Source organism: Saprospiraceae bacterium (assembly GCA_026129545.1).
In the GTDB taxonomy this organism is placed as follows: Bacteria; Bacteroidota; Bacteroidia; order Chitinophagales; family Saprospiraceae; genus M3007.
This window is the reverse complement of sequence record JAHCHX010000001.1, coordinates 1,824,945-1,848,476: the sequence shown is the minus strand read 5'-3', so window position 1 is coordinate 1,848,476 and position 23,532 is coordinate 1,824,945. Positions and strand designations below refer to the sequence as shown.

The window sequence follows — 23,532 nt, the reverse complement described above, 5'->3', positions numbered from 1 at the left end:
GTTCTTGCAAAATGGCTTCCATTTGTTTTTCGAGGACAGGCAAGTCTTGTTCAATCGTCTGCTAAAGGACAATCTCATCTATTCCGAAATATCTATGAATCACGATGTTGCGCATTCCGGTCATCATACTCCAAGCAACTTCCGGGTATTTGGCTCTCAATTCTTCCGTCACTCTGGACGCGGCTTCGCCGATAATTCCAAAATGTCTGACGCAGGCCGAGAACATCATGGCATTTTGCCGAAAATCCTCGAAAGTCGCATCCTCGACGAATTTCAGTATCGAGCGAACCGAGTCGCGGATATGACTAAGTCTCGCCTTGTCTCCGATGGCCTCTTTCATAAATCAAAATTTTATCGGCTTCGATGTAGGGTTTCACATAGGGCGAGAGGCTTTCAGAGGTCAATAAATCAACCTTTCGGCCAAGCAATTTTTCCAATTCCGCCTCCATTCCAAAAAAAGCCAGCCCGATTTTTTGCGTGTAGTCCAACTCCACCAAAATATCAATGTCGCTTTTCCGGTTGGCTTCGCCTCTCGCGTAGGAGCCGAACAGGTATGCTTTCAAGACTGGTTTGTCCTGAAAGTAAGCGGCAATAGCTTTGAGTTTTTGCTTGGAAAGGCGCATGGTTCAGTCTTTCTTTATTTTGTAAATCTGGAATTCGTTGCTTTCGTTGATTTGGGATTGATGCAAATTGGAAGAGCAGGGTTTTTATTTTTCGGTGTTCATGGTTTGGCTTCAGCGGCCTTCATTTTTTGTCATCTGAGGGTACCTCTGTGCCTCTGTGTCTCCGTGTTCTAAACCTTCACGCTTACGTGCGAACACAGAGGCACGGAGTTTTTTTGTCATGCGCATGGTAGATGTTTTGTCTCACACAAACAACGTCAACAACAGCAGCACCGCCCCTGCCACCATGCCAAGCAGGTAGTATTCGATGTTGCCGTTTTGCAGTTTCCGAAACTCCGCGCCCAGCCGCTGCACCCCCGCGCCGATACCGTTCACGAGGCCGTCTATTCCCTGAATATCAACGTAATGATGTAAGAAACGAGAGAGGCGCTGTATGGGCTTCACGAACAGGAAGTCGTAAATTTCATCCACATAAAACTTGTTCGCAATCACCCGCGTGAGGCCGCGTTGCTCGGCATCCGGCACGGGCAAGTTCGATTTTTTACCATACACAAAATACAACCCGACGATAATCGCCACCGCGAGCGAGGTCGTGAAAATCATCAGCGACCACTCGGTGCTGGGGTCGAGGTGCATTTCGGCCATTGGAATCACGGAAGAAAACCAGTGCGCCAGCCATTGCTCGCTGCCCAAGTGCATGAAATGCGGCGTGTTCAGGAAGCCGCCGACGACGGAGAGCACGGCCAGAATAATGAGCGGCACGGTCATCACCTTGGGGCTTTCGTGGAGATGGTGTTTTTGCTCGGAAGTGCCGCGAAACTCGCCGAAGAAGGTGACGTAGAGCAAGCGGCACATATAAATCGCGGTGAACATCGCGCCCAATCCCGCAAGGCCCCACCAGAGTGGGCCGCCGTTTTGCCAGCTGAAGGCGAAAATTTCGTCTTTCGAGAAAAAGCCCGACATGAGCGGGAACCCCGAAATGGCAAAAGTGCCGATGAGGAACACCCAAAACGTGACAGGCATCGCTTTGCGCAGGCCGCCCATGTTGCGGATGTCCTGCTCGCCGCCCATGCCATGAATCACGCTGCCCGCCGCGAGGAAGAGCAGGGCTTTGAAAAAAGCGTGGGTGGTGACGTGAAACATCGCGCTGGCGTAAGCGCCCATGCCGAGCGCCACGAACATCAAACCCAATTGAGACACTGTAGAGTAGGCCAACACTTTTTTGATGTCGTTCTGCCGCAAGCCTATAACCGCTGCGAACAAACAAGTGACGAGGCCGATAACCGCCACGAATTGCATCGCGTCGGGCGAGAGCGAGTAGAGGGGGTTGCAACGCGCCAAGAGATACACCCCCGCCGTCACCATCGTGGCCGCGTGGATGAGTGCAGAGACAGGTGTTGGGCCAGCCATCGCGTCGGGCAGCCAGGTGTAGAGCGGGATTTGGGCGCTTTTGCCGATGGCGCCGATGAAAAGCAGGATGCAAATCGCCGTCACGATACCTGCTTCGAGGCGAACGGTTGGCAATGCGGCGAAAATTTCTGAAAAATTGATGCTGCCGAAGGTTCTGAAAATCAGGAAAATGCCGAGCAGCAGTCCCAAGTCGCCGATGCGGTTCATGATGAAGGCTTTGTTCGCGGCCTTGACGTACTCGCGGTTTTTGTTCCAAAACCCGATGAGCAGGTAGGAACACAAGCCCACGCCTTCCCAGCCGAAAAACAGCATCAAGAGATTGTCGCCCATCACCAGCAGCAGCATCGCGAAAATGAAGAGGTTGAGGTAGGCGAAAAACTTCCAAAACGCCTCGTCGTCGTGCATATAGCCGATGCTATAGACGTGAATGAGGAAACCTATGCCCGTGACAATCAGCATCATCCACACGGAAAGATGGTCCACGAGGAAGCCGAAATTGACCGCGAGGCTGTCCACCGTGAAGAAGTTGTACAGCACGGTATGAATTGGCCCGGTAGCGGCGATTTGGTTGAAACACATCACGCTCAGCAGGAACGAAGCCAGCAAAGTGCCGCTGCCGATGACGCCGACAACGCTTTTCGACAGGCGGCTGCCGAACAAGCCGTTGATGAGGAACCCGATGAAGGGTAGGAAGGGGATGAGTGGTATGAGTTGGTTCATCTTTTATGTTTTCGACTGATTTTCCAAAACTTGGACAATCAGTGTAATTTTCATTTTCAAATCTGGTAAAAACACTTCGAGAATATTCCAAAGCATGGCATAGTCAACGCCGAAATAATCATGAATCAGAATGTTCCGAAACCCGACAACGCCTGCCCAGTCAATTTCAGGATGTTTTCGCGTGAGGTCTTTTGGCAAATTATTGGCCGCTTCTCCAATGATTTCAAAATTGCGCACCACGGCATCCCGCGTCTTTGAGTCTTTAAAAAACGCTTCGAGGTTCAGGCCGTCGGTGTATTCCTAGATAAGTCTTGCTGATTCGAGAATATCTTTCAAAAGCAAAATGGCGTTGCGTTTAGACATAAATCAGGTCGGGCTGAATCTCTTTAAAATATGCCTCTTTGATGCCATTTTTTGATACCAAATCCACTTTCTTCTGCAAAATCCGCTCTAACTCGTAAGCCAAATGGATGAACTGCGTCCCGGCTGGTTGAGAGAATTCCACCAAGATATCCACGTCACTGTCCGACACGTCTTCCCCTCGACTCACGGAACCAAAAAGCGCCATGCTACTGATGGGATAGTTCTTGGACAGCGCAGGTTTTGCTTGCGCGAGTTTGGATAAAATGTGTTCTCGCGTTGTCATAATTTTAATTTCGCAGTTTGTCGAGGAGTGAAACATCCGTGCTTTTCGTGTTCCGGTAAATCATCACCAGAATGCCCAGCCCGACCGCCGCCTCTGCCGCCGCGACGACCATGATGAAAAACACCATGATTTGCCCTTGCGCGTCGTTGAGGTAGGTGGAAAAAGCGGCGAGCATGAGGTTCACGGCGTTTAGCATGAGTTCGACGCACATGAGCACGACGATGGCGTTGCGGCGCACGAGCACGCCGAACACGCCGATGACGAACAGCACGGTGCTGAGCCAGACGTAGTAGTCAATGGGGACGTGTTTTATCGTTTCGAGCATAATCGCAGTTTATTTTTTAATAACCGCAGAGACACCGAGGCGCAGAGCAGTTCCGCCCTTTGGCGGATGACAAAAAAACTCTGCGCCTCCGCGTCTCTGCGGTGAAATTATTTAAACTTTCAAATCCCTTTTCCCCACCAGCACCGCCCCCACCATCGCCGCCAAAAACAAAATCCCTGCAATCTCGAACGGCACCACAAAGTCGGTGAACAGCACCTTGCCCAGATTCTCCACCAGCCCGACATGGCCATCGGCATCGGGTGGTGTGTCCACCTGAATGCTGCCTTTCAACGCGCCTACCAACGTGACGAACAACATCCCCGCGGCGATGCCGGCCCCCAATTTCCACAGCCTCGACTGGGTGGGTTCTGCGGCGGCGTTGAGATTGAGCAGCATCAGCACGAACAGGAACAATACCATGATGGCACCCGCATACACGATGATGTGTACCACTGCGAGGAACTGCGCGTTGAGCATCACATATTGTCCAGCTATGGAGAAGAAAGTGATAATCAGGTAGATGACGCTGTGAACGGGGTTCTTGGTGAACACCATGAGCAGCGAGAATACAACAGAGACGACTGCAAGGGTCAGAAAAACGTATAGTGCCATGTGTCGGTTGGTCGTTCGTTATTGAGGTCGCGTTGGGCGCATTGGGGGTGAAAAACTGGGCGCAAAAGTATAAAACTGCCAACAGCCCCATCTTAAAAGATGCCTGCTCGGGCGAATGGCGCTAAACGCCGACAGCAGTCTTCTTTTCAGTGAGGTGTTTTTGCCGCACGGTCACGTCCACCCGTTTTTCAGGCTCCACGCCCTCCACGAGCATATCTTTTCCAAAAATGAAGTTTTGCCGCACATAGTCTGCCGGGATGAGGCGGTCGGTCAGGAAAATCGCCTCCTTCGGGCAAGCCTCCTCGCAGAGGCCGCAGAAGATGCAGCGCAGCATATTGATTTCGTACACAGCGGCGTACTTCTCCTCGCGGTAGAGGTGTTCCTCGCCCCGTTCGCGCTCTGCTGCCTCCATCGTGATGGCCTCCGCTGGGCAGGCGACGGCGCAAAGGCCACAGGCCGTGCAGTTTTCGCGGCCTTGTTCGTCGCGTTTCAGGACGTGCCAGCCGCGATACACGGGCGCGAACTCCCGCTTTTCCTCCGGGTAGTTCACCGTGTTTTTTTTGCGGAAAAAGTGTTTCAACGTCGTCCGCATGCCCTTGAAAATAGCGGGCAGGTAGATGCGCTCCCAGAAGGTCATTTCCTTGTTGACGACGTTTTTCGAGCGGTTGGTGAGTGGTTGCATATTGTCGAATGATTCGATTTTTCGATTAAATCCAATTGGGTTACTTAGTTTCGAGGGGCTTCATTTTGGATTTCACCCATTTGGTGAAGGTGTCTTTGTTCATTTCTCCGGAGGCGACTTGAAGGATGACGGCTTCTTGTTCGTCGTCGTCGGCATCAATGATATAGCCGTTCATGTGCAGAAAGTTCGCCATTGCTCCCCATGCCCTGCTCTTTTGTTCCCGTCAATGAAAGGGTGTTGGGTCACGGGTTCAAAACACAAAATAGCGGCCTTTTCGGCAATTGTTGGGTACTGCTCTTGCCCAAAATACATGGCTTGCGGCGCGGCAATGGCGGATTCGATACCTGCTTCATCTCGCATCCCGTGACCTCCTCCCGAATCTACAATCGCGTCTTCGTGGATTTGGAGAATGTCTTTGCGCGTCAAATAAAAGATTCTCATGCCAGCCGTTTGTAAAGTTCGCGATAGCGTTCTCTCACATAAGCGCGAGCGGCTTGGAATCTCTCCTCTTTTTCCTTCATGTACTTGTCAATTGCCTCGTTCATCAACTCGTCCACCGATACATTGAGGCTTTTGGCGGTTTCTTCCAAAAGCATTTTTTTCTTGTCATCAATTTTGAAAGTTATCGAACTCATTGCTTTTCAATTTAAAAGGTGAAACAATGATTGCAAAACTTCAATTTCGTCTCTTCTGTTCCAAAAATCAAATCAATCGAACCAATCGGAATAATCGAAATCATTTCCCAAACAACAACACCCCCGCACCCGTCAGCACCATATTCAAAATCGCCAGCGGAATGAGCGATTTCCAGCCGAGGCGCATCAGCTGGTCGTAGCGGAAACGCGGAATCGTCCAGCGAATCCACATGAACACGAAGATGAAAAAGAAGGTCTTGGCAAGCATCACGATGGGCCCCATCAAGCCGCCGAGCCAGCCGGGGTCCACGCCGGGAAAGTTGTAGCCCCCAAAGTACATGGTGGCGATGACCGCGCAGGCGATGAACATATTGATGTATTCGGCAAAGAGGAAAAAGCCCAATTTCATGGAGCTGTACTCGGTGTGATACCCTCCCACAAGTTCTGTCTCGCATTCGGCCATGTCGAACGGAGCACGATTGCATTCGGCGAGGCTGCACACGAAAAAAAGCAAGAACCCAAGCGGCTGGTACCAGATGTTCCAGTTGAAGCCTGTCTGTTGCGCGGCCATTTCCCGGAGGCTCAAAGTACCCGTCAACATCACGACGGCAATGATGGCAAGCCCCATCGCCAATTCGTAAGAAACCATCTGCGCGGAGGCGCGAATGGCACCATAGAGCGAGAATTTGTTGTTCGAAGCCCATCCGCCTATCATGATACCATAGACGCCCAGCGAGGTAAAACCCATGATGTAGAGGATGCCGATATTGAGGTCGGCCACTTGCAAATCAACGGCTGCGCCAAAAAGGGTCAGTTGGGTGCCCCATGGAATGACGGCGCTTGTCATAAGCGCCACGAACATGAAGGCCCCCGGTGCGAGTATGAAGAGCCATTTTTCTGCCGCGTTGGGCATGAAGTCTTCTTTCGTGAAAAACTTCGCGCCGTCCACGAGCGGCTGCAAGAGGCCCCAAGGCCCCGCTCGGTTCGGGCCGAGGCGGTCTTGGATGAAAGCGGCGACTTTGCGCTCGCCGTAAGTGGAGTAGGCCGCCACCCCCAGCGTCAGGCCAAAGAGGACGGCGATGAGAATGATTTTTTCGAGAAAAAGTGCGAAGGTGAAAAGTATGATAGCAATCATTTTGTCTGTTTACTGGTTCTTAGATTATGAAACAAAAACCTCGGCCTCGTTTGTGCTGACAATCAGAACTTCCAGCAAATCGTCGCCAATGGAAAAGCCTTCGTACCACACGTTTTGAAGCGATTCGAGGGCTACGATGTTGCCTTCGCTGAGTGAGTTTTCAACTTCTTCTGCAAAATCAGCGATTTCTTGCTTGGGCAAAAAGCCTTCGTCTTTGAACGAGGTTGCCCAAAGTTGAAAAGCCTCGACAGGGGAATTGGCCCTTATTTGTTTTGTATAAGTGCCCCTTCTGAATTCGCAAATTATGGTGAACAAGCCTTCCATTTTAATTGCCTTTGTGTTTTTGTGAATGGTTTTCGCCGCCCCAATCTTTTTTCTTTTTCCAATGCTTCACTTGTTTTTCGAGTTGTTGTTGCAATTGTTTTTCGGCGGGCGTTTTGTTGGGTTTTGATTTCAACTTTTGCCACGCGGCTCTTGCTTCTTCGTATTTCTATTCCGCGCTGGCTTGGGCATCAGGGTTCGCGTGTTTGTCGTTTCTGCCGCCGCCCTTTTCTTCGATTTTCAAACGGTCATTATTCCAAAGCGGGTTTTGAGCAAAATATATCGTTCCTGCCAACAAAAACAGCACCAGCAATACTGGCAAAAAAGGGAACGAATCAGCTTTTGCCTGGGCTTCGTTTTTGACGTTGGACGAAAGTATGCTCATAAAACATTCGTTTTTTGACGAGTTTTTCAAACTACCGCACCGTCAGTTCCCCGTGTTCGTAGTGATTTTGACCAATCACCGAATGGCGGTCAATGTCGCGCGGGCCTTCGATTGTCCAGTCCGCCACGTTCTTTTTCTCGAAACGGCAAGTGTTGCATATAAAATCGTGTACCTCGCCGTACTTGTCCTTGCGGGCGGTGACGCGGTAGATTTCGTTGCCGTACATCCAAACGACCGCTTTGCCGGAGCAAGTCGGGCAGTCGCGGTGCGCGTCGAACGGGTTGAGAAACCACACGCGGCTTTTGAAGCGAAACGTGCGGTCGGTCAAAGCGCCAACAGGACAGACATCAATCACGTTGCCGGAAAAGTCGTTGTCAATCGCTTTTTCGATGAACGTGCTGATTTCCGCATGGTCGCCGCGATTGATGACGCCGTGCACGCGGTTGTCGGTCAACTGGTTAGCCACCATCACACAGCGGTAGCACAGGATGCAGCGCGTCATGTGCAGTTTGATGTAAGGGCCGATGTCAATCTTCTCGAAAGTGCGGCGCTCGAACTCGTAGCGCGTCTTCTCTGCGCCATGCTCGAAGGCCAAATCCTGCAACGAACACTCGCCTGCCTGGTCGCAAATCGGGCAGTCGAGCGGGTGGTTGATGAGCAGAAACTCGACCACGCCCGCCCGCGCTCTCAGCACTTCTTCGCTCGTGATGTTGGCGACTTCCATGCCGTCCATCACCGTCTGCTGGCACGAGGCCACGAGTTTGGGCATGGGGCGCGGGTCTTTTTCCGAGCCTTTGGTCACTTTCACGAGGCAGGTGCGGCACTTGCCGCCCGAGCCTTTGAGCGTGGAATAGTAGCACATGGCGGGCGGCACGATGTCGCCGCCGATTTGCCGCGCCGCGTTCAGGATGGTGGTGCCTTCGGGCACTTCGACTTCAAAGTTGTCTATTTTTACTTTGGGCATATTATTCTTCCAAATTGTAGTCTTCCAAAATTTGTTTTACGACTCGTTCCAAATCGGGCAAGTAGTTTTCAACAATGTCAATCAAGCGGGTCATCTCTGTATTCCAGTAGTGATGAATCAGCTTGTCACGCAGGCGAGCAATCTAGCTCTAGGGAATTTCAGGATAGTTATTTCTCGTGGTTTCGGGTATTTGTTTTACCGCTTCTCCGATGACTTCCAATGCCTTTGACAAAGCCAAACTTTCCGGCGAAAAACTATTCAGCACGGCAAGGCTCGTTGTCTCTTTAACTTGACGAGCCATTTCCGAATACTTCAGAATATCCTCCAAAAAGTCGGTTATGTCAGGCTTCATAGGTATTCTACTTCGGCTAAAATGTATTTCCCAATGTGCTTGCGAAGACTGTCTTTAGGAGCAATATCCACATTACAGCCAAACACTTCTTCCAAGTAATCCTGCAATTCCATGAGTTCAAACAAGCCTACAAACCGGTCGAAATCCACCAGCACATCAATATCGCTCGTTTCCTTCTGCTCGCCCCGCACCCACGAACCGAACACGCCGATTTCCGACACGCCGAACCGCTCGTGCAGTTCGGGTTTCAGGGCGGTGAGTTTGTTTTTGATGTCGGTGAGGGTCATTTTTGTTTAGTGTAATGCTTCCAAAATTTGCTTAATGACAGTTTTCAATTCTGGCAATCGGTTGGCGACAGTGAGTTGGATAATCTCCAAGTCAATTCCCCAGTAATGTATGAATCAGCACATCGCGCATTCCCGCTATCTTTTTCCATTGGATGTTGGGGTAAATTTTTCTGATTTCCTCTGGAATATTTTTCACGGCCTCGCCGATAATTTGCAGACAATAAACCATCAACATCACTTCCTCCGAAGGATACTTGAGTGGTTTTTCCGCTCGCTCGAATGCTTTTTCAGCCGTTTCGATGTGAAGCAGAATGTCGTCGGCAAAATCCCGAATGTCGCGTTTCATAGGTATTGAACCTCTGCCAGAATGTACTGGCCGATGTATTTTTTGAGGCTGCGTTTCAAGGCAATGTCAACTTTTCTGTCAAAACCTTCTTCCAAAAATTCTTGCAACTCCATCAGGTCGAACAAATCAACCGGCTTGTCAAAATCCACCAGCACGTCAATGTCGCTCGTCTCCTTTTGTTCGCCCCGCACCCACGAGCCGAACAGGCCGATTTCCGACACGCCGAACCGCTCGTGCAGTTCGGGTTTCAGGGCGGTGAGTTTGTTTTTGATGTCTGACAGAGTCATTTGCTATCGTTTGATTTTCACGCCTGCTATGGCTTCCAATGTTTCCAAGTCTTTTGTGTAAACCAGTTCCATCGGGGCGTGCCAGTCAGTTTCCACCGAGATTTCTCCTTTGCTTTGTTCAAACATTGCCAGCGACTTTCGAAAAATCTGGTTCAATGCTTCTGTGTCAGGCTGTTTGAGAAAATTGTATTCTTTCAGGTATTCGGTGTAATACTCGATTTTTTTCTTCCAAAAAGTCATTCAGCGGCCCGATTCGGGGTTCTTCGCCCAATTTATCGCCACCCATTTTTCGCGCCAGCAATTTTTCAATCTCCGATTTCAAACTCCCCTCCGGTACTTCCGCCTCGAACAGTTTTTGAAACTCCGTCGGCGCTATCGTGTTCGTCCGTTCAATCCACATACAGGCCAGCACTGGGCGCAGGACGTAGAGATACTTTTTCATCCACACCAAATCCCGCCTCAAATACTTCCTAAAATTGCTCGATGCCATGCTCAAATAGAGGATTTTGATGTCGTGCTGGCGTTCGAGGTCGGCGAGATGGGTTTTGATGAGCGTTTCCATAAGTTTTACGCAGCCTCTGCCACTTCCAATTTAAGGTTCAATGACTTGAACAGTTCTTTCAATTCCGCGACGAATTCATCCCGCTTGAAGGAATACTGTTTTATCATCGAACTGTTGCGAGTTGTGGCCGAATGCAGCGCAATCAACTCGTTGAGTTTGTCAATGTTCTCTGTGAGTTCTGCGATTCTCACATACTTGCTTTCCATTGCTTCGGCTTCCATAATCAATTGATGTTTAGTTGAATGAATCCTTTTGGAAAACGTTTCCCGGCTCGATTGAACCGGGAATTGGCGAACCAATCATGCCAGTACAACTTATCGGCCAAAAAGGTCGAATGATATTTGTGTCCTTCGGGATATTCCCACAGCGTATAGGCATCAATTTTTTGGTAAAACCTACCGACAGCCCACTTGCTGAATTGCTCGTCAATTGCCTGTTCGTGAACGGCATACACCTCGTGGTCAATAACCGTCACCAAGTCAATATCGTTCGGGTTTTCTCGGTTGGTCACAAAACTGCCGCCTATCCACTGCACGAACGGCACTTTTACAATCGCCCGCAAATCTTCCGTGTACTGTCGGTATTCCTCAAAAATTTCTTGCCGCGCTGCATTTTCAAATTGAGTCACAAAAAACGCTTCGAACTCCTCTTGCGTCATTTCCACCGCACCGTAGGGCTGGAGGTGTCCGCGAATGTCGAAACTTGCTTTCATGTCTCAGGTTGGCTTGGTTGTTTTCAGTTCGGGTTTCAGGGCAGTGAGTTTGTTTTTGATGTCGGTGAGGGTTATTTTTTGCTTTTTTTAATAGCCAAAAAGAAATACTGCATCTACATTTACATGATTTTTGGGTTGAAAAAAGACCGAGAGCCTATGATGAACAGAAGCAAAAGCAGGAGTTGTTTTACCATTTTTACTTGGGCGATTGATTGGCACGATGAGGAATAGGCAATTAGCGGTTTTGCAAATATGGCACTTCCAAAAATCCAGTAAATCCATATTGTTACTCCCTATTCTTCCTCTTTCAATCTCTACAATTATTCCCTTTTCGCTTCCGAGAGATAAATAATAATCGGGTCTCAAAGACGAAACCGGGTAGGCGTTGAAAAGCCCTTGCTTTTCCGATTCAAACCCCAATTCACTCAATTTCGGGAGGAGTATCCGTTGAATTGCCACACTTGATGAATCGGGTTTGTGCTCTTCGTATATTTCTTTTTCTTTCAACTGGATAAAATGGAACAAAGCATCTGCGATTTGATTGGCTTTCAAAAACCATTCAGAATTTTCAATTTCAACTTTGTTTAAAACATTCAATATCGCATCCATTTCCGGTTTTTTTGTTGTTCACCCGTGAAAAAAATGGTTGTTATACCTCGTGCCGCCAAGTTTTCAGCATGGTTGGAAGGATGAGATCACGTTTACTAAACTTCAAAAGTTTAGTAAACGTTACCCTAGACGATGCTGAAAACTTGGCGGCGCGAGGTATATGCATATGGATTTAAGATTTCAGATTACATGATTGCAGATTTTAGAAGTCCGTAGAGTGTTCAACAACATCAAAATTCAACAATCATGTAATCGGCAATCGTCATCCAGAAAAATTCACCCCTGCACCCCCTCCAAAAACACGCCCACCTCGCTCACCAACCCGTAATTCCGCTCCATGCACAACTTCGGCTCTCTGACGTGCCACTCGAATTCCTCGCGGAAGTGGCGAATCGCCGCGCTCACCGGCCAGGCCGCCGCGTCGCCGAGCGGGCAGATGGTGTTGCCCTCGATTTTTTTCGCTACGTCGGCCAGCAGGTCAATGTCGCTCATTTTGCCTTGGCCGTTTTCCATGCGCCACAGCACTTTTTCCATCCATCCCGTGCCTTCGCGGCAGGGCGAGCATTGGCCGCAAGACTCATGGTGGTAGAAGCGCGTGAAATTCCAGGTGTTGCGCACGATGCACTGCTCTTCGTCATAGACGATGAAGCCGCCGGAGCCGAGCATGGAGCCGCTGGCAAAACCGCCGTCGGCGAGGCTTTCGTAGGTCATCATGCGGGTTTCGCCTGCCGCCGTTTTGGTCACGAGCGTGTGCGGCAGGATGGGCACCGACGAGCCGCCCGGCACACAGGCTTTGAGGCGTTTGCCGCCTTTGATGCCGCCGCACCACTCGTCGGAGTAGATAAATTCCTCCACCGAAATGCTCATCTCGATTTCATAAACGCCTGGTTTATTGATGTTTCCGCTGGCAGAAATGAGTTTTGTGCCGGTGCTTTTGCCGATGCCGATTTTGGCGTACTCGTCGCCGCCGTCGTTGACGATGGGCACGACAGCAGCGATGGTTTCCACGTTGTTCACCACCGTCGGGCTTTGCCAGAGGCCTTTCACGGCGGGGAACGGCGGCTTGATGCGCGGGTTGCCGCGTTTGCCTTCGAGGCTCTCGATGAGGGCGGTTTCTTCGCCGCAGATGTACGCGCCCGCGCCGGGGTTGACGTACAAATCGAGGTCATAGCCTGAGCCGAGGATGTTTTTGCCGAGCCAGCCGTTTTGATATGCTTCGGCGATGGCTTTTTCCAAAATAAAAACAATCCACGAGTACTCGCCCCGGATATAAATATAAGAGGTGTTGGCCCCCAGCGCGTAACTCGACGTTATCATCCCCTCGATGAGCAGGTGGGGGATTTTTTCCATCAGGAAGCGGTCTTTGAAAGTGCCGGGTTCCGACTCGTCGGCGTTGCAAAGCAGGTAGCGCGGCACGCCTTCGGGTTTGGCGAGGAACGACCATTTCAGGCCGGTCGGGAAGCCCGCGCCGCCGCGACCGCGCAAGCCGGATTTTTTCACTTCTTCCACCACCGCGTCGGGCGACATGGTTTTCAATGCCTTTTCCACCGAGCGGTAACCGCCGTGTTTGCGATAGACCTCGTAGGTGTGGATGCCCGGTACGTGGGCGTGTTCGAGCAGGAGTTTGCGTCCCATTTATTTTGTTAAATCTTCTATAATCTTTTGAATCTCAGGTTTCAAAGCGGGCGCGTCTTGCGTGGCGACGTTCCAAACACGAGTTAAAGAAACCCCTGAATAATCGTGCGTAACCACGTCTCGCATTCCAGCCATTTGTTTCCAAGGTATGTGAGGGTATTTGTTTCGCAAGGTTGTCGGCAGGTTTTTCGTCGCCTCGCCGATGATTTCAATTCTGCAAATTACTGCGTCTTGTTTTTCGATATTCACTTCAAATTCAGCGTATGAAATCCCATTCGTGTATCGTTCGAGATACTCGATGCACTCAAAAATGTCTTGGACAAAAAGTTTGACAGATCTTTTAGCCATAAAATCGGATTTCGTCTTCCAAAATACTTTGGCGCATTCTCGGTTTTATGGCCTCGTATTCAATTAAGTCAACTTTCCTTTTCAAAACATCTTCCAACTCAAATTTCAAATTCATGTACTGCAACATCCCAAGTACTTTGCTAAACTCAACGAGCAAATCCACGTCACTTTCCTCCGTCGCCTCGTTGCGGGCAAAAGAGCCAAACAGCCCCGCCTTCACCACTTGGTGTTTTTGCAGGATAGGCACAATCTGCGATTTTAAAGTTTCGACGGTCATAACTTATTCTTGTTCTTTATCGAACTGTTCCTGAAAATCTGCTTTCAAACGTTGGGGCGTCATCACCGCACTCTGAAAATCAGGCGTGGGAAATACCGCTACCTTCATTTTTTCCTTTTCAAAATCGTCGAGCCATTCCGTGAACTCGTACAAGTCCAGCGCCTCCACCTGAAATTCCTCGAAGCCGCCTTTTTCCCGAAAAATTTCTGCGAATTCGGGATTGGGAAAAACGGCCAGCACCTCCGTGGCGTCGTCATCGTCTTCCAACAAAAGCCAGCCTTCCTCGTCGGCCAAGCCCCACACTTCTTCCTCTGCTGCTACGGTTTTGATGAAGTATTTGTAGCGGTTTTCCGGCTTTTTCGCCAATATTTCTTCGATTTGTTTTTGAGTCAACATGAGGGTTGATAAAAGTTGATAAGGGTTTATGAGGTTGATTTTCAAAAAGGGAGGCCGACGAATTGAGATTTGAGCCAACCTTTTTTCCCATCGGCACACTGGATTTTGTACCACTGCGGAATATCATAGGCTCTCCCGGATTCGTCTGTCATTTTGGTTTCCAGAATGTAAATCGTTTCGTATTGCTTCAAGGTGGCAATTTTGGCGGCACTCTGGGAAGGTTCTGCCTGCAAAGTCGCATCTTTTTGGGTGATGTATCCCGGCGGGCCTGGCCGTTCGACTCGCTTGCCTTCCACTTTGGTGGGTGGGGCTGGGATGGTCGTATTTAGTTCGGCATCTTTGCCCGTTGGCACGGAACCTATTCTGTTTGTTTTGTTCTCGCGGAGTTGCTCTAAGGATTTCCTTATGTGGCTTTCTTTATTTTCCTGTGTTTCTGCAATAGCTGGCTCGGCAGAAGCGGTCGGCTCTTGTGGAGGCAGCGCATCTGTCGTCAAAGGCGATGATTGTTGTGCTGTTTTTTTGTTGTCGTTCGCGCAACTTTGGAGCAACGATGTGACAATCAGCAGGATAAAGTAGAGACGCTTCGCAGTCATTTTTTCAGATAATAAAAGTTGATAAGTACCCGGACAGATTTATTTCACACAACGACACGGCGACACTGCGATTTTATTTTTCTGATAATCAATTTTTTGTGCCGTTGTGTCGTCATGTGAAATGCTTGAATAATTTTGTCTCAGTAGTTACAACGAATTATCGAGATTATGCCGATTGATTCGATTGTGCTGATTAAATCGAATCAATTGGCATAGTTGAACAATCAAATCAATTTACTCAGTGCATTTTCCAAGAGCCTTTGTCAATTTTCCCCGCCCGGCAATCCTCGATGAATTGGTCAATTTTCGTTTCGTCGAGATGTTCGTGGAAAAATTCGCCGACCTGCATCATGGGCGCGTAGCCGCAAGCGCCGAGGCATTCGACTTCTTTAATGGTGAAAAGGCCATCGGGTGTCGTCTGGTTTTTCCCGATGCCGAGTTTGAGTTTCGTGTACTCGATGATGCGCTCGGCGCCCTCGATGGCGCAAGGCCCTGTGTGGCAAAATTCGAGGACGTATTTGCCGACGGGTTCGAGGTTGTACATCGAGTAAAAACTCGCCACTTCATACACCTCGATAGGCGTGATGCCCAGCACTTCGGCGACGTGGTCCATCGCGCTGACGCTAAGCCAGCCGTGATTTTCCTCCTGCGCGATGTGCAGGGCGCGGAGCAAGGCGCTTTTGCCCCGACCTTCGGGGTATTTTTTGGTCAAATTTTGCACCTCTGCGAGTGCAGCGGGCGAGTATTTGAATGGTGTTCCGTTTTGAGTTGTGGCGTGCATATCAGAATTTTCAGAATGATTGGTTTTCAAGAGGCAGGTCGAACACTGAGGCACAGAGACACAGAGAAGTTTCCAGTATGACAAAAAAACTCTGTGTCTCTGTGCCTCTGTGTTTGTAAACTATCAAGCGTCGAGTTCCCCCGCAATCACATTCATCGAACTCATGGTCAAAATCGCGTCGGAGAGCATAGAGCCGCGAATCATTTCCGGGTATGCCTGATAATAAATGAAACACGGGCGGCGGAAATGCAGCCGATACGGTTGGCGGCCTCCGTCGCTGATGAGGTAGTAGCCGAGTTCGCCGTTGCCGCCTTCCACCGCGTGGTAAACTTCACCGACCGGAATCGGCGTTTCGCCCATCACGACTTTGAAATGATAAATCAGGGCTTCCATTTTGGTGTAAACGTCGGGTTTCTCCGGCAAATAAAAATCGGGCACATCGGCATGATAGGGGCCTTCAGGCAAATTGTTGTATGCCTGCTCGATGATGCGAATGCTTTGGCGAATCTCTTCCTGACGCACCATGAAGCGGTCGTAGGTGTCGCCGTCGCCACTGCCGACAGGCACGATGAAATCAAAGTCCTCGTAACTGCTGTAAGGATTCATCACCCGCACGTCGTAGTCCACGCCGGCGGCGCGAAGGTTGGGGCCGGTGAAGCCGTAGGCCATCGCGCGTTCTGCCGAGATGGGGCCAGCGCCGACGCAGCGGTCTATGAAAATGCGATTGCGTTCGAGCATATCGTTGAACTCCTCGAACCGCGCCGGGAAAGTTTTGAGAAAGTCTTTCAGCTTGGCATGGAAAGTCGGGGTGAAATCGCGCTCCATTCCGCCGATGCGGCCGATGTTGGTCGTCAGCCGCGAACCGCACACCTCCTCATACAGCTCGTAAATTCGCTCGCGCTCTTGAAACATATAGGTAAAGCCCGTGAGCGCCCCCGTGTCCACGCCGATGACGGCGTTGCACACCAAGTGGTCGGCGATGCGGGCCAACTCCATGATGATGACGCGCATGTACTGGGCGCGTTTGGGCAGTTCGCAGCCGATGAGTTTTTCCACCGTCATGTGCCAGCCCATGTTGTTGATGGGCGAAGAGCAATAGTTGAGGCGGTCGGTGATGGGTGTCACCTGATTGTAGGGGCGGCGCTCTGCCAGTTTCTCGAAAGCGCGGTGGATGTAGCCGATGGTCGGCTCGGCGGAGTGGATGCGCTCGCCGTCCATTTTCAGCACGTTTTGGAAAATGCCGTGCGTGGCCGGGTGCGTCGGGCCGAGATTGAGGGTGGCGAGTTCACCGTCAATGCTGTCGAGCGAGGAGAAGTATGATTGGACTTGCATGGAAGTCAGAGTTCGTTTTTCAAAATTTCTTCGATTTCTTGTTTCAATTCCGGCAATTGTTCTTGGATAATTTCCCAAATAATTTGATTGCGGATATTCCCGTCGTGTACTCTTGGATTTCCCGAATCGAGTTCAAAATGTCAAACAAATGCTTCTTCTCGTTTTCGCTCATAAACCAAGTGCCGGGTTGATTCAATTTCTTTTTTAAAAAATGGATTTTGAAGGGGTTGCTCCGTGAGCATATCTACTTTTCTTGCAAACAAATTTTCCAGTTCGTCCCAAAAATTCCATTTCAATTTGCCCTTCTTGACAGGGTCTCCATTTGCTTCAAAAAACACCTGCACATCCACGTCGCTTTTCTTTGGGTCAAATTGGTCGGTCAAAATCGAGACGAACAAATACAGCCGCTCCACTGGGTAGCGGCGACACAACTCGATGAGTTGCGCTTTGTGTTGCTCGAAGAATTTTTGGCCGGTGGTCATCCTTTTTTGTTTTCTCAAAATTCCTCACCGATGCTGTCGCGTGAGGAGAAATGTTCTTGATTCATTTAAATTTATCAATCAGTATTGGGCTTTGAATAAAAGTGTCTTCTTCTCCGATTCCATCATATGGAACTCTAAATTCTGTCCCATCATCGTTAATCTCTGTTATTTGAAGTATCTTATGGTAGTTGTTGGTAAATTGTAGAGAAACTACTGCTTTTTTTTTGTCAAATGCCCATTTGCCGCTTGACAACCCATAAATATCTGAAGGGAAACCATAAGTTGTTTACAAAGCATATGGTTTGGTTGGAACAGCAGTTTTACTCATCGTTTTCAAACAATTCAATCAAACTCCCTCCCTTCATGCCCCTTCCTCCCAAAAAACCGGTCGTCCTTGTCCGTCCGCGTCCCATCTTCAAGCCGGTACTCCTTGCGCATCGGGAACACGTCGAGGTCGTCCACATTGAGGATGCGACGCAGGTCGGGGTGGCCGGTGAAGATGATGCCGAAAAAATCGTATTCCTGCCGCTCCATCCAGTTGGCTGTTGGCCAGAGCGTGGTGACGGTCGGTATATGCGGGTCGTCGAGCGGGACAAACGTTTTCACGCGGAGGCGGCGGTTTTGCGGCCAGTTGTGGAGGTGATAAATCACGCCCAATTCGCGTCCCGCGTTTTCGGGATAGTGGATGCCGCAGAGCGTGGTTAGGAAGTGATAGTGCAACTCCTCGTCGTCGCGCAGAAATTTCAACAACTCAAAGACTTGTTCTCGCGGCGTTTCCACGTTCAGGATACCATCGTGCGCTACATCGTGCGACACGATGAAGCCGGGATGCTGTTGTTCGACGCGGGCGAGGATGAGTTCGTTTTTCATAATGTGCTAATTCACTAATGTACCCATTTGAGAATGTGCCCAAAAAATCCCATTAGCACATTCTCAAATGGGTACATCAGCGCATTTACCCGATTTGATATTTCTCCAAAAGATGTTGATACTCCGGCGAATAGCGGCGGCGAAGCGGCTCGTTTCTCACCAGCTCCTGTATTTTCATCACGCCGTCAATGATTTGCTCCGGGCGGGGCGGGCAGCCGGGCACATACACATCCACCGGAATCACCTTGTCAATGCCCTGCAACACCGAATAGGTGTCGAAAATGCCGCCCGAACTGGCGCAGGCCCCTACCGCGATAACCCATTTAGGCTCTGCCATTTGGGTATAGACTTGCTTCAACACGGGGCCCATCTTCTTGGCTATCGTGCCCATCACCATGAGCAAATCGGACTGGCGTGGAGAAAAAGAAAGTCGTTCCATGCCGAATCGGGCAAGGTCGTAGTTCGTGCCCATCGTGGCCATGAACTCAATGCCGCAGCACGAGGTGGCGAAAGGCAACGGCCATATAGAATTGGCGCGGGCCAGACCCAACGCTTTCTCGACGGTGGTCAGCTGATATCCTTCGCCGATATACCCTTCGAGCACTTCTGCTTTTGAAATGACACCCATGATTGAGTTGTGAGTTAGGAACTATGAGTTATGAGATTGTCATGTGAAGAGCCCATAACTCATAGCTCACAATTAGAAACTTATTTGTCCCACTCGAACGCGCCTTTGCGCATCACATAATAAAATCCGATGAGAAACACGGCCACAAAAATGAGCACGGCATAAAATCCTTCGAAGCCCATCTCCCTAAAATTGACTGCGTAAGGGTAGAAAAATATCACCTCCACATCGAACAAAACAAACAAGATGGCGGTCATGAGGTATTTGATGGAAACTGGGAAACGGGCGTTGCCGACGCTGGCGATGCCGCTCTCAAAATTCTCGCCCTTTTTGGCGCTTTGCCGACGCGGCCCAAGCATCGGCACCACGATGAGTACCAAGGCGACAAAACCAAGCGCGACAAGCGACTGAAGTACAATGGGGAAATAGCCGGACGGGTCCATAATATGCATTCAAATTTGCGTAGAAAACATCAAAACGGGAAATCTGTTTGCCAAAAGCGTAGAAAAAGCCCGTTTCAAGCACCTTGCGCGGTGCGCCGCAAAGGTATCACTATTCAGCTCAACTTTTTGAGATGAACCTTGTCGCATCCGCAGCGCCGCATTTTAAAACGGGTATAAATTTCGAGACGGGCAACCAACATTTCAATCAAATTCGTCAAAGGCTGACAAGGCTGGCGCTTTTACGTCACGAACAAACGCCTACCTTTGTCGCCGATTTTTCTTGTCCAAACATTTTACGATGAAAAAACTGCTCCTGCTTGCCCCTTTTTCGGTGTTTCTGGCCGCCTGCTCCAACGAATTCGATGTCACCACCAACTGGAAAGAAATCCCGGTGGCCTATGCTTTTCTTTCGCCCCAAGACACTGCCCACTACATCCGAGTCGAGAAAGCATTCCTCGACCCCGAAAAAAGCGCCCTCGAAATCGCGCAGATACCCGACTCGCTTTACTACCCCGAAAGCGACATCGCGGTGTACTTGCAGCGCGTCAGCACCAACCAACTCTTCCAACTTTATCGGGTGGATGGCACGCAAGAAGGCTTCCCGCGCAAGGGGGGCATTTTTGCTACTCAACCCAACTACCTATATAAGATAAGAAACACGGAAATGGATAGCCTGAGAAGAGGCGAGCCATACCGCCTGGTCATAAAACGCGCCGATGGACAACCAGATGTCACGGCTCAGACCACCATCCCGCGCGATTTTGCTTTTCAGCGTCCCAATCCTTCGATGATACCGCCAACCGTTTTCTTCGACCCGGGTGAAAATGTCAGGGTAGAGTGGCGGGGCGACACCAATTCCACTTACTTCAACCTGATGTTCAATATCCGTTATCGAGAAGAATCGGGCGATGGCAGTGTGCTCGGGCGCGACACCTTGACATGGGTGGTGGCTACCAATCTCAAGCGAGGCAGTTCCATTGTCAATACTTCCTTTGGGCCATTCTACCGGACGGAGCACTTGGTGCCTTCCGACAACTTCTTCCGTTTTTTGGCCGATAACATCCAGCCCACCACCGACAAATTCCGCTACTTTGAATTTATGAGCATCACACTGCTGGGAGGGGGCAAGGAAATAGAGGACTTGTTGCTGGTGGCTTCTGCCAATGCTGGCCTCACGGGCGCGGAGATATTGCCTGCCTACACGAACCTTTCGGAAGGATTCGGCCTGTTTACCGCTCGCAACAGCACCACACTCCAAAATGTGCTGATTGACATCAGGACAGTAGATAAAATGAACCAAAGCCCGCTCACGCAGGGGCTTAACTTCCGATATTAGTCTTTTGTGCATGCGGACGCGCGAAAAGGCCGGGTTCCACGAGAAGAGGGAGCCCGGCCTTTTTTCATATTGAAGTCAATCAAACAACTTTTTTTCAGAATTTTTTGAAAAAAATGCAGCGATTCGAGTTTGTTTTTGTTTTTTATTTTTCACAATAAACATCGTTTTTGCAAACAAAAAATCCTTTTAAAGGCTTGATAGTCAAACTAATTTAAAAAAAATAAAAACGAAAAACAGATGAGTTATTCATCACAACGCCCAAAAAATGTCATTGGCAGAAAAAAAACCTCGCCGCACTTTTGTACCATGAAAGGTGGTGATAAAAGAATTGCCGCCATGAGATATGTTCATGGGATTATACAAATTCAGGTGAAAAGGCAAGTCCTTCCGTTCATTCTGGGAGGACTTGCTAAACCTGAAAAGCGACCTGAACAATTTGTTAAGGCTTGATTTTTCGCAACATAGAGATGCTGCAATCGTTTATGTGTCGTGCAAGCCGCACGATACCCCCGCCCAAAAGACCCACTCCACTCGAAATGTTCATGGGATTATAATTTGTTGTTTACAGGCCGCGCCAAAAGAGGCGCGGTTTTTTTATTTATAGCCCTACCTTTCGGCGGAGAAACGTCACTGCTGTCATTAAAAGTCATTTCTTCGTTGCGCGAGCTCGCAACTCACAACTCACAATCTACTCCTTTTCACTTCCCATGTCTGCAACAACCGGCGAAATCAAGCGCGTCACTACCCACGTCATTCAGGCCATGAAAACACGCGGCGAAAAAATCGCCATGCTCACGGCCTACGATTTTTCAATGGCCCGCATCCTCGACGAGGCAGGCATTGACGTGCTGCTCGTGGGCGACTCGGCATCGAACGTGATGGCGGGCCACGAGACCACGCTTCCCATCACGCTTGACCAGATGATTTACCATGCCCAATCGGTGGTGCGAGCGGTGAAACGCGCCATGGTGGTGGTGGATTTGCCATTCGGCAGTTACCAGTCAAACCCAGAAATCGCTCTGTCGAGCGCCATACGGGTCATGAAAGAGTCGGGGGCGCACGCGATAAAACTGGAAGGGGGCGCAGAGGTGGAGAAGTCCATCAAGCGAATCCTGATGGCGGGCATACCGGTCATGGGGCATTTGGGGCTGACCCCGCAGAGCATTTACAAGTTTGGCACATACACGGTGCGAGCCAAAGAAGAGGCAGAAGCCGCCAAACTGCGCGAGGATGCCAAACTGCTCGAAAACCTTGGCTGCTTTGCCATTGTGCTCGAAAAAATACCTGCCCAACTCGCCAAAGAAGTGTCAGAAAGCCTCGAAATACCGACTATCGGCATCGGCGCTGGCAAGCACGCTGACGGCCAAGTGCTGGTGACACACGATATGCTGGGCATCACCAAAGATTTCAAGCCGCGCTTTTTGCGGCGCTATCTGGAACTGTTTGACGAGGTGGGCAATGCTACCAAACAATACATCGCCGATGTGAAAGCAATGGATTTCCCAAGTGACTCGGAGCAGTATTGAGCTGTCGAGCTAGGGGGTGTGAGGTGGCGCGGGTGTTGCAATTTGCAACAATCACTATTTTTGCCCAGCTTTGATACTTTAATCGTTCCCCCCATGATGACAGTTTTTCCAACCACCGTATCTGTTCGACCCTTTGATTCACGATTAACATTCAGCATGAGTCCACAAAAATCGTCGCGCTGGAAACACCTGTTGCCCATCCTTTTTTTGCTCCTCCTCGTGGGCGGATACTTTGCTTGGCAACCATTAAAGGCCATCTATTTTTCGGGAGTTCCCGAACATTTGGAAGAACGCTACGTCTGCATACCAACGGGTTCTTCTTTTGAGGAAGTGGTCTTTCTTTTGAAAAAAGGCGGATTCGTCACCGATGAATCGGATTTCAGGTGGCTGGCGGAACAGATGAATTACAAAAAAGACAAAATGCGCGCGGGCAGGTTTGAGGTGAAACCGGGATGGAGCAACCGCGACCTGATTCAACATCTGCGCAACGGCGCCCAATCCCCCGTGCGCCTCATACTGAACAACGAGCGCCTGCCGGAAGAGGTGGCTGGCGTGGCGGCACGGTTCATTGAGGCGGATTCTCTTTCCCTCATCAACACTTTCCGCGACAGGGTTTTCCTGAATGAAATTGGGTATTCCGCCGAAAATCTCTTGACTGCTTTTATCCCCAACACTTACGAGATTTATTGGAACACGGACGCGAAAGGGTTCGTCAAGCGAATGCTGAAAGAACACGAGACGTTTTGGAGCAAGAACAATCGTCGAGCAAAAGCCCAAGCACTCGGATTGTCAGAATCGGAAGTTTATATTTTGGCTTCCATCGTCGAGCGAGAGACGAATGCCAACTCGGAAAAACCAACCATCGCGGGGGTCTATCTCAATCGCCTGCGCATCGGCATGAAATTGCAAGCCGACCCAACCTCGGTGTTTGCCACACGCGATTTCGCAACCCGTCGCGTGACGGAATATCACACAACTTACGACTCGCCCTACAACACATATATGTACAAGGGGTTGCCGCCAGGGCCTATTAGCATGGCTTCTATTCCAAGCATCGATGCGGTGCTCAATCCCACTCAGCACAAGTACCTTTATTTCTGCGCCAAGCCCGATGAGTCGGGCACACACGCTTTTGCGGAGACCTTCGCCGCGCACAAGGTCAATGCCGAGCGATTCCAAGCATATGTGCGAAAAAGAGGGCGTTGATTTGGTGCGAGGGGGCATTCGCAGAACCATCGCACACGATGCTTGTTGTAGTTTTTTTCTTTGTCA

38 protein-coding genes are annotated in these 23,532 nt (G+C 49.9%); 4 read left to right on the top strand and 34 right to left on the bottom strand.

Translation table 11 applies throughout. From position 1 onward, the window contains the following. Positions 1-61: 61 nt before the first annotated feature. The 34 genes from KIS77_07185 to KIS77_07020 all read right to left on the bottom strand — a co-directional run bounded on the left by KIS77_07185 (position 62) and on the right by KIS77_07020 (position 19,398). On the bottom strand, positions 62-340 hold the full coding sequence (locus KIS77_07185) for a DUF86 domain-containing protein (protein MCW5922106.1): 279 nt from the start codon (positions 338-340) through the stop codon (positions 62-64). Continuing rightward, entirely contained in the window at positions 306-623 is a 318-nt protein-coding gene (locus KIS77_07180; protein ID MCW5922105.1) for a nucleotidyltransferase family protein, read from the bottom strand. Before KIS77_07180 ends, KIS77_07185 begins: the two co-directional genes overlap by 35 nt. Before the next feature lie 243 nt (positions 624-866). After that, positions 867-2,753: an NADH-quinone oxidoreductase subunit L gene (gene nuoL / locus KIS77_07175; GenBank protein ID MCW5922104.1), complete on the bottom strand. Its 1,887-nt coding sequence runs from the start codon at positions 2,751-2,753 to the stop codon at positions 867-869. 3 nt (positions 2,754-2,756) lie between these two features. Then, positions 2,757-3,038 (bottom strand): DUF86 domain-containing protein, encoded by a 282-nt coding sequence (locus KIS77_07170; GenBank protein MCW5922103.1) that lies wholly within the window; start codon positions 3,036-3,038, stop codon positions 2,757-2,759. A 70-nt stretch (positions 3,039-3,108) separates the two neighbouring features. Continuing rightward, entirely contained in the window at positions 3,109-3,399 is a 291-nt protein-coding gene (locus KIS77_07165) for a nucleotidyltransferase family protein (protein MCW5922102.1), read from the bottom strand. 4 nt (positions 3,400-3,403) lie between these two features. Then, positions 3,404-3,724, bottom strand: coding sequence for an NADH-quinone oxidoreductase subunit NuoK (gene nuoK / locus KIS77_07160; GenBank protein MCW5922101.1), 321 nt, complete (start codon positions 3,722-3,724; stop codon positions 3,404-3,406). A 111-nt stretch (positions 3,725-3,835) separates the two neighbouring features. Next, a complete protein-coding gene (locus tag KIS77_07155; GenBank protein MCW5922100.1) occupies positions 3,836-4,336 on the bottom strand; it encodes an NADH-quinone oxidoreductase subunit J in 501 nt (166 codons plus the stop codon). Positions 4,337-4,457: 121 nt separating this feature from the next. Continuing rightward, positions 4,458-5,018: an NADH-quinone oxidoreductase subunit I gene (locus KIS77_07150; protein MCW5922099.1), complete on the bottom strand. Its 561-nt coding sequence runs from the start codon at positions 5,016-5,018 to the stop codon at positions 4,458-4,460. A gap of 171 nt (positions 5,019-5,189) precedes the next feature. Next, positions 5,190-5,459: a Fic family protein gene (locus tag KIS77_07145; protein ID MCW5922098.1), complete on the bottom strand. Its 270-nt coding sequence runs from the start codon at positions 5,457-5,459 to the stop codon at positions 5,190-5,192. Then, on the bottom strand, positions 5,456-5,614 hold the full coding sequence (locus tag KIS77_07140) for a hypothetical protein (GenBank protein MCW5922097.1): 159 nt from the start codon (positions 5,612-5,614) through the stop codon (positions 5,456-5,458). The genes KIS77_07145 and KIS77_07140 overlap by 4 nt, the downstream gene beginning before the upstream one ends. 139 nt (positions 5,615-5,753) lie before the next feature. After that, a complete protein-coding gene (gene nuoH / locus KIS77_07135) occupies positions 5,754-6,788 on the bottom strand; it encodes an NADH-quinone oxidoreductase subunit NuoH (protein MCW5922096.1) in 1,035 nt (344 codons plus the stop codon). 24 nt (positions 6,789-6,812) lie between these two features. Next, a complete protein-coding gene (locus KIS77_07130) occupies positions 6,813-7,112 on the bottom strand; it encodes a hypothetical protein (GenBank protein MCW5922095.1) in 300 nt (99 codons plus the stop codon). 166 nt (positions 7,113-7,278) lie between these two features. Further along, positions 7,279-7,494: a hypothetical protein gene (locus KIS77_07125; protein MCW5922094.1), complete on the bottom strand. Its 216-nt coding sequence runs from the start codon at positions 7,492-7,494 to the stop codon at positions 7,279-7,281. A gap of 31 nt (positions 7,495-7,525) precedes the next feature. Beyond that, on the bottom strand, positions 7,526-8,458 hold the full coding sequence (locus KIS77_07120) for a (2Fe-2S)-binding protein (protein MCW5922093.1): 933 nt from the start codon (positions 8,456-8,458) through the stop codon (positions 7,526-7,528). Position 8,459: 1 nt separating this feature from the next. Further along, positions 8,460-8,600 (bottom strand): DUF86 domain-containing protein, encoded by a 141-nt coding sequence (locus tag KIS77_07115; GenBank protein ID MCW5922092.1) that lies wholly within the window; start codon positions 8,598-8,600, stop codon positions 8,460-8,462. A 6-nt stretch (positions 8,601-8,606) separates the two neighbouring features. After that, positions 8,607-8,810, bottom strand: a complete 204-nt coding sequence (locus tag KIS77_07110; protein ID MCW5922091.1) for a hypothetical protein — start codon at positions 8,808-8,810, stop codon at positions 8,607-8,609. Continuing rightward, positions 8,807-9,097 carry a nucleotidyltransferase family protein gene (locus KIS77_07105; protein MCW5922090.1) on the bottom strand — a complete coding sequence of 97 codons (291 nt, stop codon included), beginning with the start codon at positions 9,095-9,097 and terminating at the stop codon, positions 8,807-8,809. Before KIS77_07105 ends, KIS77_07110 begins: the two co-directional genes overlap by 4 nt. A 91-nt stretch (positions 9,098-9,188) precedes the next feature. Continuing rightward, complete coding sequence (locus KIS77_07100; protein MCW5922089.1) at positions 9,189-9,443, bottom strand: DUF86 domain-containing protein; 255 nt, start codon at positions 9,441-9,443, stop codon at positions 9,189-9,191. Then, on the bottom strand, positions 9,440-9,730 hold the full coding sequence (locus KIS77_07095) for a nucleotidyltransferase family protein (protein ID MCW5922088.1): 291 nt from the start codon (positions 9,728-9,730) through the stop codon (positions 9,440-9,442). Before KIS77_07095 ends, KIS77_07100 begins: the two co-directional genes overlap by 4 nt. A gap of 166 nt (positions 9,731-9,896) precedes the next feature. Further along, positions 9,897-10,292: a nucleotidyltransferase domain-containing protein gene (locus KIS77_07090; GenBank protein ID MCW5922087.1), complete on the bottom strand. Its 396-nt coding sequence runs from the start codon at positions 10,290-10,292 to the stop codon at positions 9,897-9,899. Between the two features lie 5 nt (positions 10,293-10,297). Next, entirely contained in the window at positions 10,298-10,513 is a 216-nt protein-coding gene (locus tag KIS77_07085) for a hypothetical protein (GenBank protein ID MCW5922086.1), read from the bottom strand. A gap of 2 nt (positions 10,514-10,515) precedes the next feature. Next, complete coding sequence (locus KIS77_07080; GenBank protein MCW5922085.1) at positions 10,516-11,004, bottom strand: hypothetical protein; 489 nt, start codon at positions 11,002-11,004, stop codon at positions 10,516-10,518. An 87-nt stretch (positions 11,005-11,091) separates the two neighbouring features. Beyond that, a complete protein-coding gene (locus KIS77_07075) occupies positions 11,092-11,613 on the bottom strand; it encodes a hypothetical protein (protein MCW5922084.1) in 522 nt (173 codons plus the stop codon). Between the two features lie 276 nt (positions 11,614-11,889). Then, positions 11,890-13,248: an NADH-quinone oxidoreductase subunit NuoF gene (gene nuoF, locus KIS77_07070; protein MCW5922083.1), complete on the bottom strand. Its 1,359-nt coding sequence runs from the start codon at positions 13,246-13,248 to the stop codon at positions 11,890-11,892. Continuing rightward, positions 13,249-13,596, bottom strand: a complete 348-nt coding sequence (locus tag KIS77_07065) for a DUF86 domain-containing protein (GenBank protein ID MCW5922082.1) — start codon at positions 13,594-13,596, stop codon at positions 13,249-13,251. It lies immediately after the preceding gene. Continuing rightward, entirely contained in the window at positions 13,589-13,873 is a 285-nt protein-coding gene (locus KIS77_07060; GenBank protein ID MCW5922081.1) for a nucleotidyltransferase family protein, read from the bottom strand. The genes KIS77_07065 and KIS77_07060 overlap by 8 nt, the downstream gene beginning before the upstream one ends. A gap of 3 nt (positions 13,874-13,876) precedes the next feature. Then, the gene (locus tag KIS77_07055) at positions 13,877-14,269 is read right to left on the bottom strand and encodes a DUF2750 domain-containing protein (protein MCW5922080.1); all 393 of its coding nucleotides are present in this window, start codon (positions 14,267-14,269) and stop codon (positions 13,877-13,879) included. 41 nt (positions 14,270-14,310) lie between these two features. Next, positions 14,311-14,862 (bottom strand): SH3 domain-containing protein, encoded by a 552-nt coding sequence (locus tag KIS77_07050; protein MCW5922079.1) that lies wholly within the window; start codon positions 14,860-14,862, stop codon positions 14,311-14,313. 238 nt (positions 14,863-15,100) lie between these two features. Continuing rightward, positions 15,101-15,643 (bottom strand): NAD(P)H-dependent oxidoreductase subunit E, encoded by a 543-nt coding sequence (locus tag KIS77_07045; protein MCW5922078.1) that lies wholly within the window; start codon positions 15,641-15,643, stop codon positions 15,101-15,103. 123 nt (positions 15,644-15,766) lie between these two features. Further along, entirely contained in the window at positions 15,767-16,975 is a 1,209-nt protein-coding gene (locus KIS77_07040) for an NADH-quinone oxidoreductase subunit D (protein MCW5922077.1), read from the bottom strand. A 140-nt stretch (positions 16,976-17,115) separates the two neighbouring features. Next, positions 17,116-17,457 carry a nucleotidyltransferase domain-containing protein gene (locus KIS77_07035; GenBank protein MCW5922076.1) on the bottom strand — a complete coding sequence of 114 codons (342 nt, stop codon included), beginning with the start codon at positions 17,455-17,457 and terminating at the stop codon, positions 17,116-17,118. 342 nt (positions 17,458-17,799) lie between these two features. Beyond that, positions 17,800-18,327, bottom strand: a complete 528-nt coding sequence (locus tag KIS77_07030; GenBank protein MCW5922075.1) for an NADH-quinone oxidoreductase subunit C — start codon at positions 18,325-18,327, stop codon at positions 17,800-17,802. An 85-nt stretch (positions 18,328-18,412) separates the two neighbouring features. Beyond that, a complete protein-coding gene (locus KIS77_07025; GenBank protein ID MCW5922074.1) occupies positions 18,413-18,955 on the bottom strand; it encodes an NADH-quinone oxidoreductase subunit B in 543 nt (180 codons plus the stop codon). A gap of 80 nt (positions 18,956-19,035) precedes the next feature. Continuing rightward, positions 19,036-19,398, bottom strand: coding sequence for an NADH-quinone oxidoreductase subunit A (locus KIS77_07020; GenBank protein ID MCW5922073.1), 363 nt, complete (start codon positions 19,396-19,398; stop codon positions 19,036-19,038). A 298-nt stretch (positions 19,399-19,696) separates the two neighbouring features. Here KIS77_07020 and KIS77_07015 point away from each other — a divergent pair, with 298 nt between their 5' ends. The 4 genes from KIS77_07015 (at position 19,697) to mltG (ending at position 23,466) form a co-directional block, all read left to right on the top strand. Next, positions 19,697-20,734: a DUF4249 family protein gene (locus tag KIS77_07015; protein MCW5922072.1), complete on the top strand. Its 1,038-nt coding sequence runs from the start codon at positions 19,697-19,699 to the stop codon at positions 20,732-20,734. 237 nt (positions 20,735-20,971) lie between these two features. Then, the gene (locus tag KIS77_07010) at positions 20,972-21,184 is read left to right on the top strand and encodes a hypothetical protein (GenBank protein MCW5922071.1); all 213 of its coding nucleotides are present in this window, start codon (positions 20,972-20,974) and stop codon (positions 21,182-21,184) included. A gap of 257 nt (positions 21,185-21,441) precedes the next feature. Continuing rightward, entirely contained in the window at positions 21,442-22,260 is an 819-nt protein-coding gene (gene panB / locus KIS77_07005; protein ID MCW5922070.1) for a 3-methyl-2-oxobutanoate hydroxymethyltransferase, read from the top strand. 156 nt (positions 22,261-22,416) lie between these two features. Then, entirely contained in the window at positions 22,417-23,466 is a 1,050-nt protein-coding gene (gene mltG, locus KIS77_07000) for an endolytic transglycosylase MltG (protein MCW5922069.1), read from the top strand. Positions 23,467-23,532 lie beyond the last annotated feature (66 nt).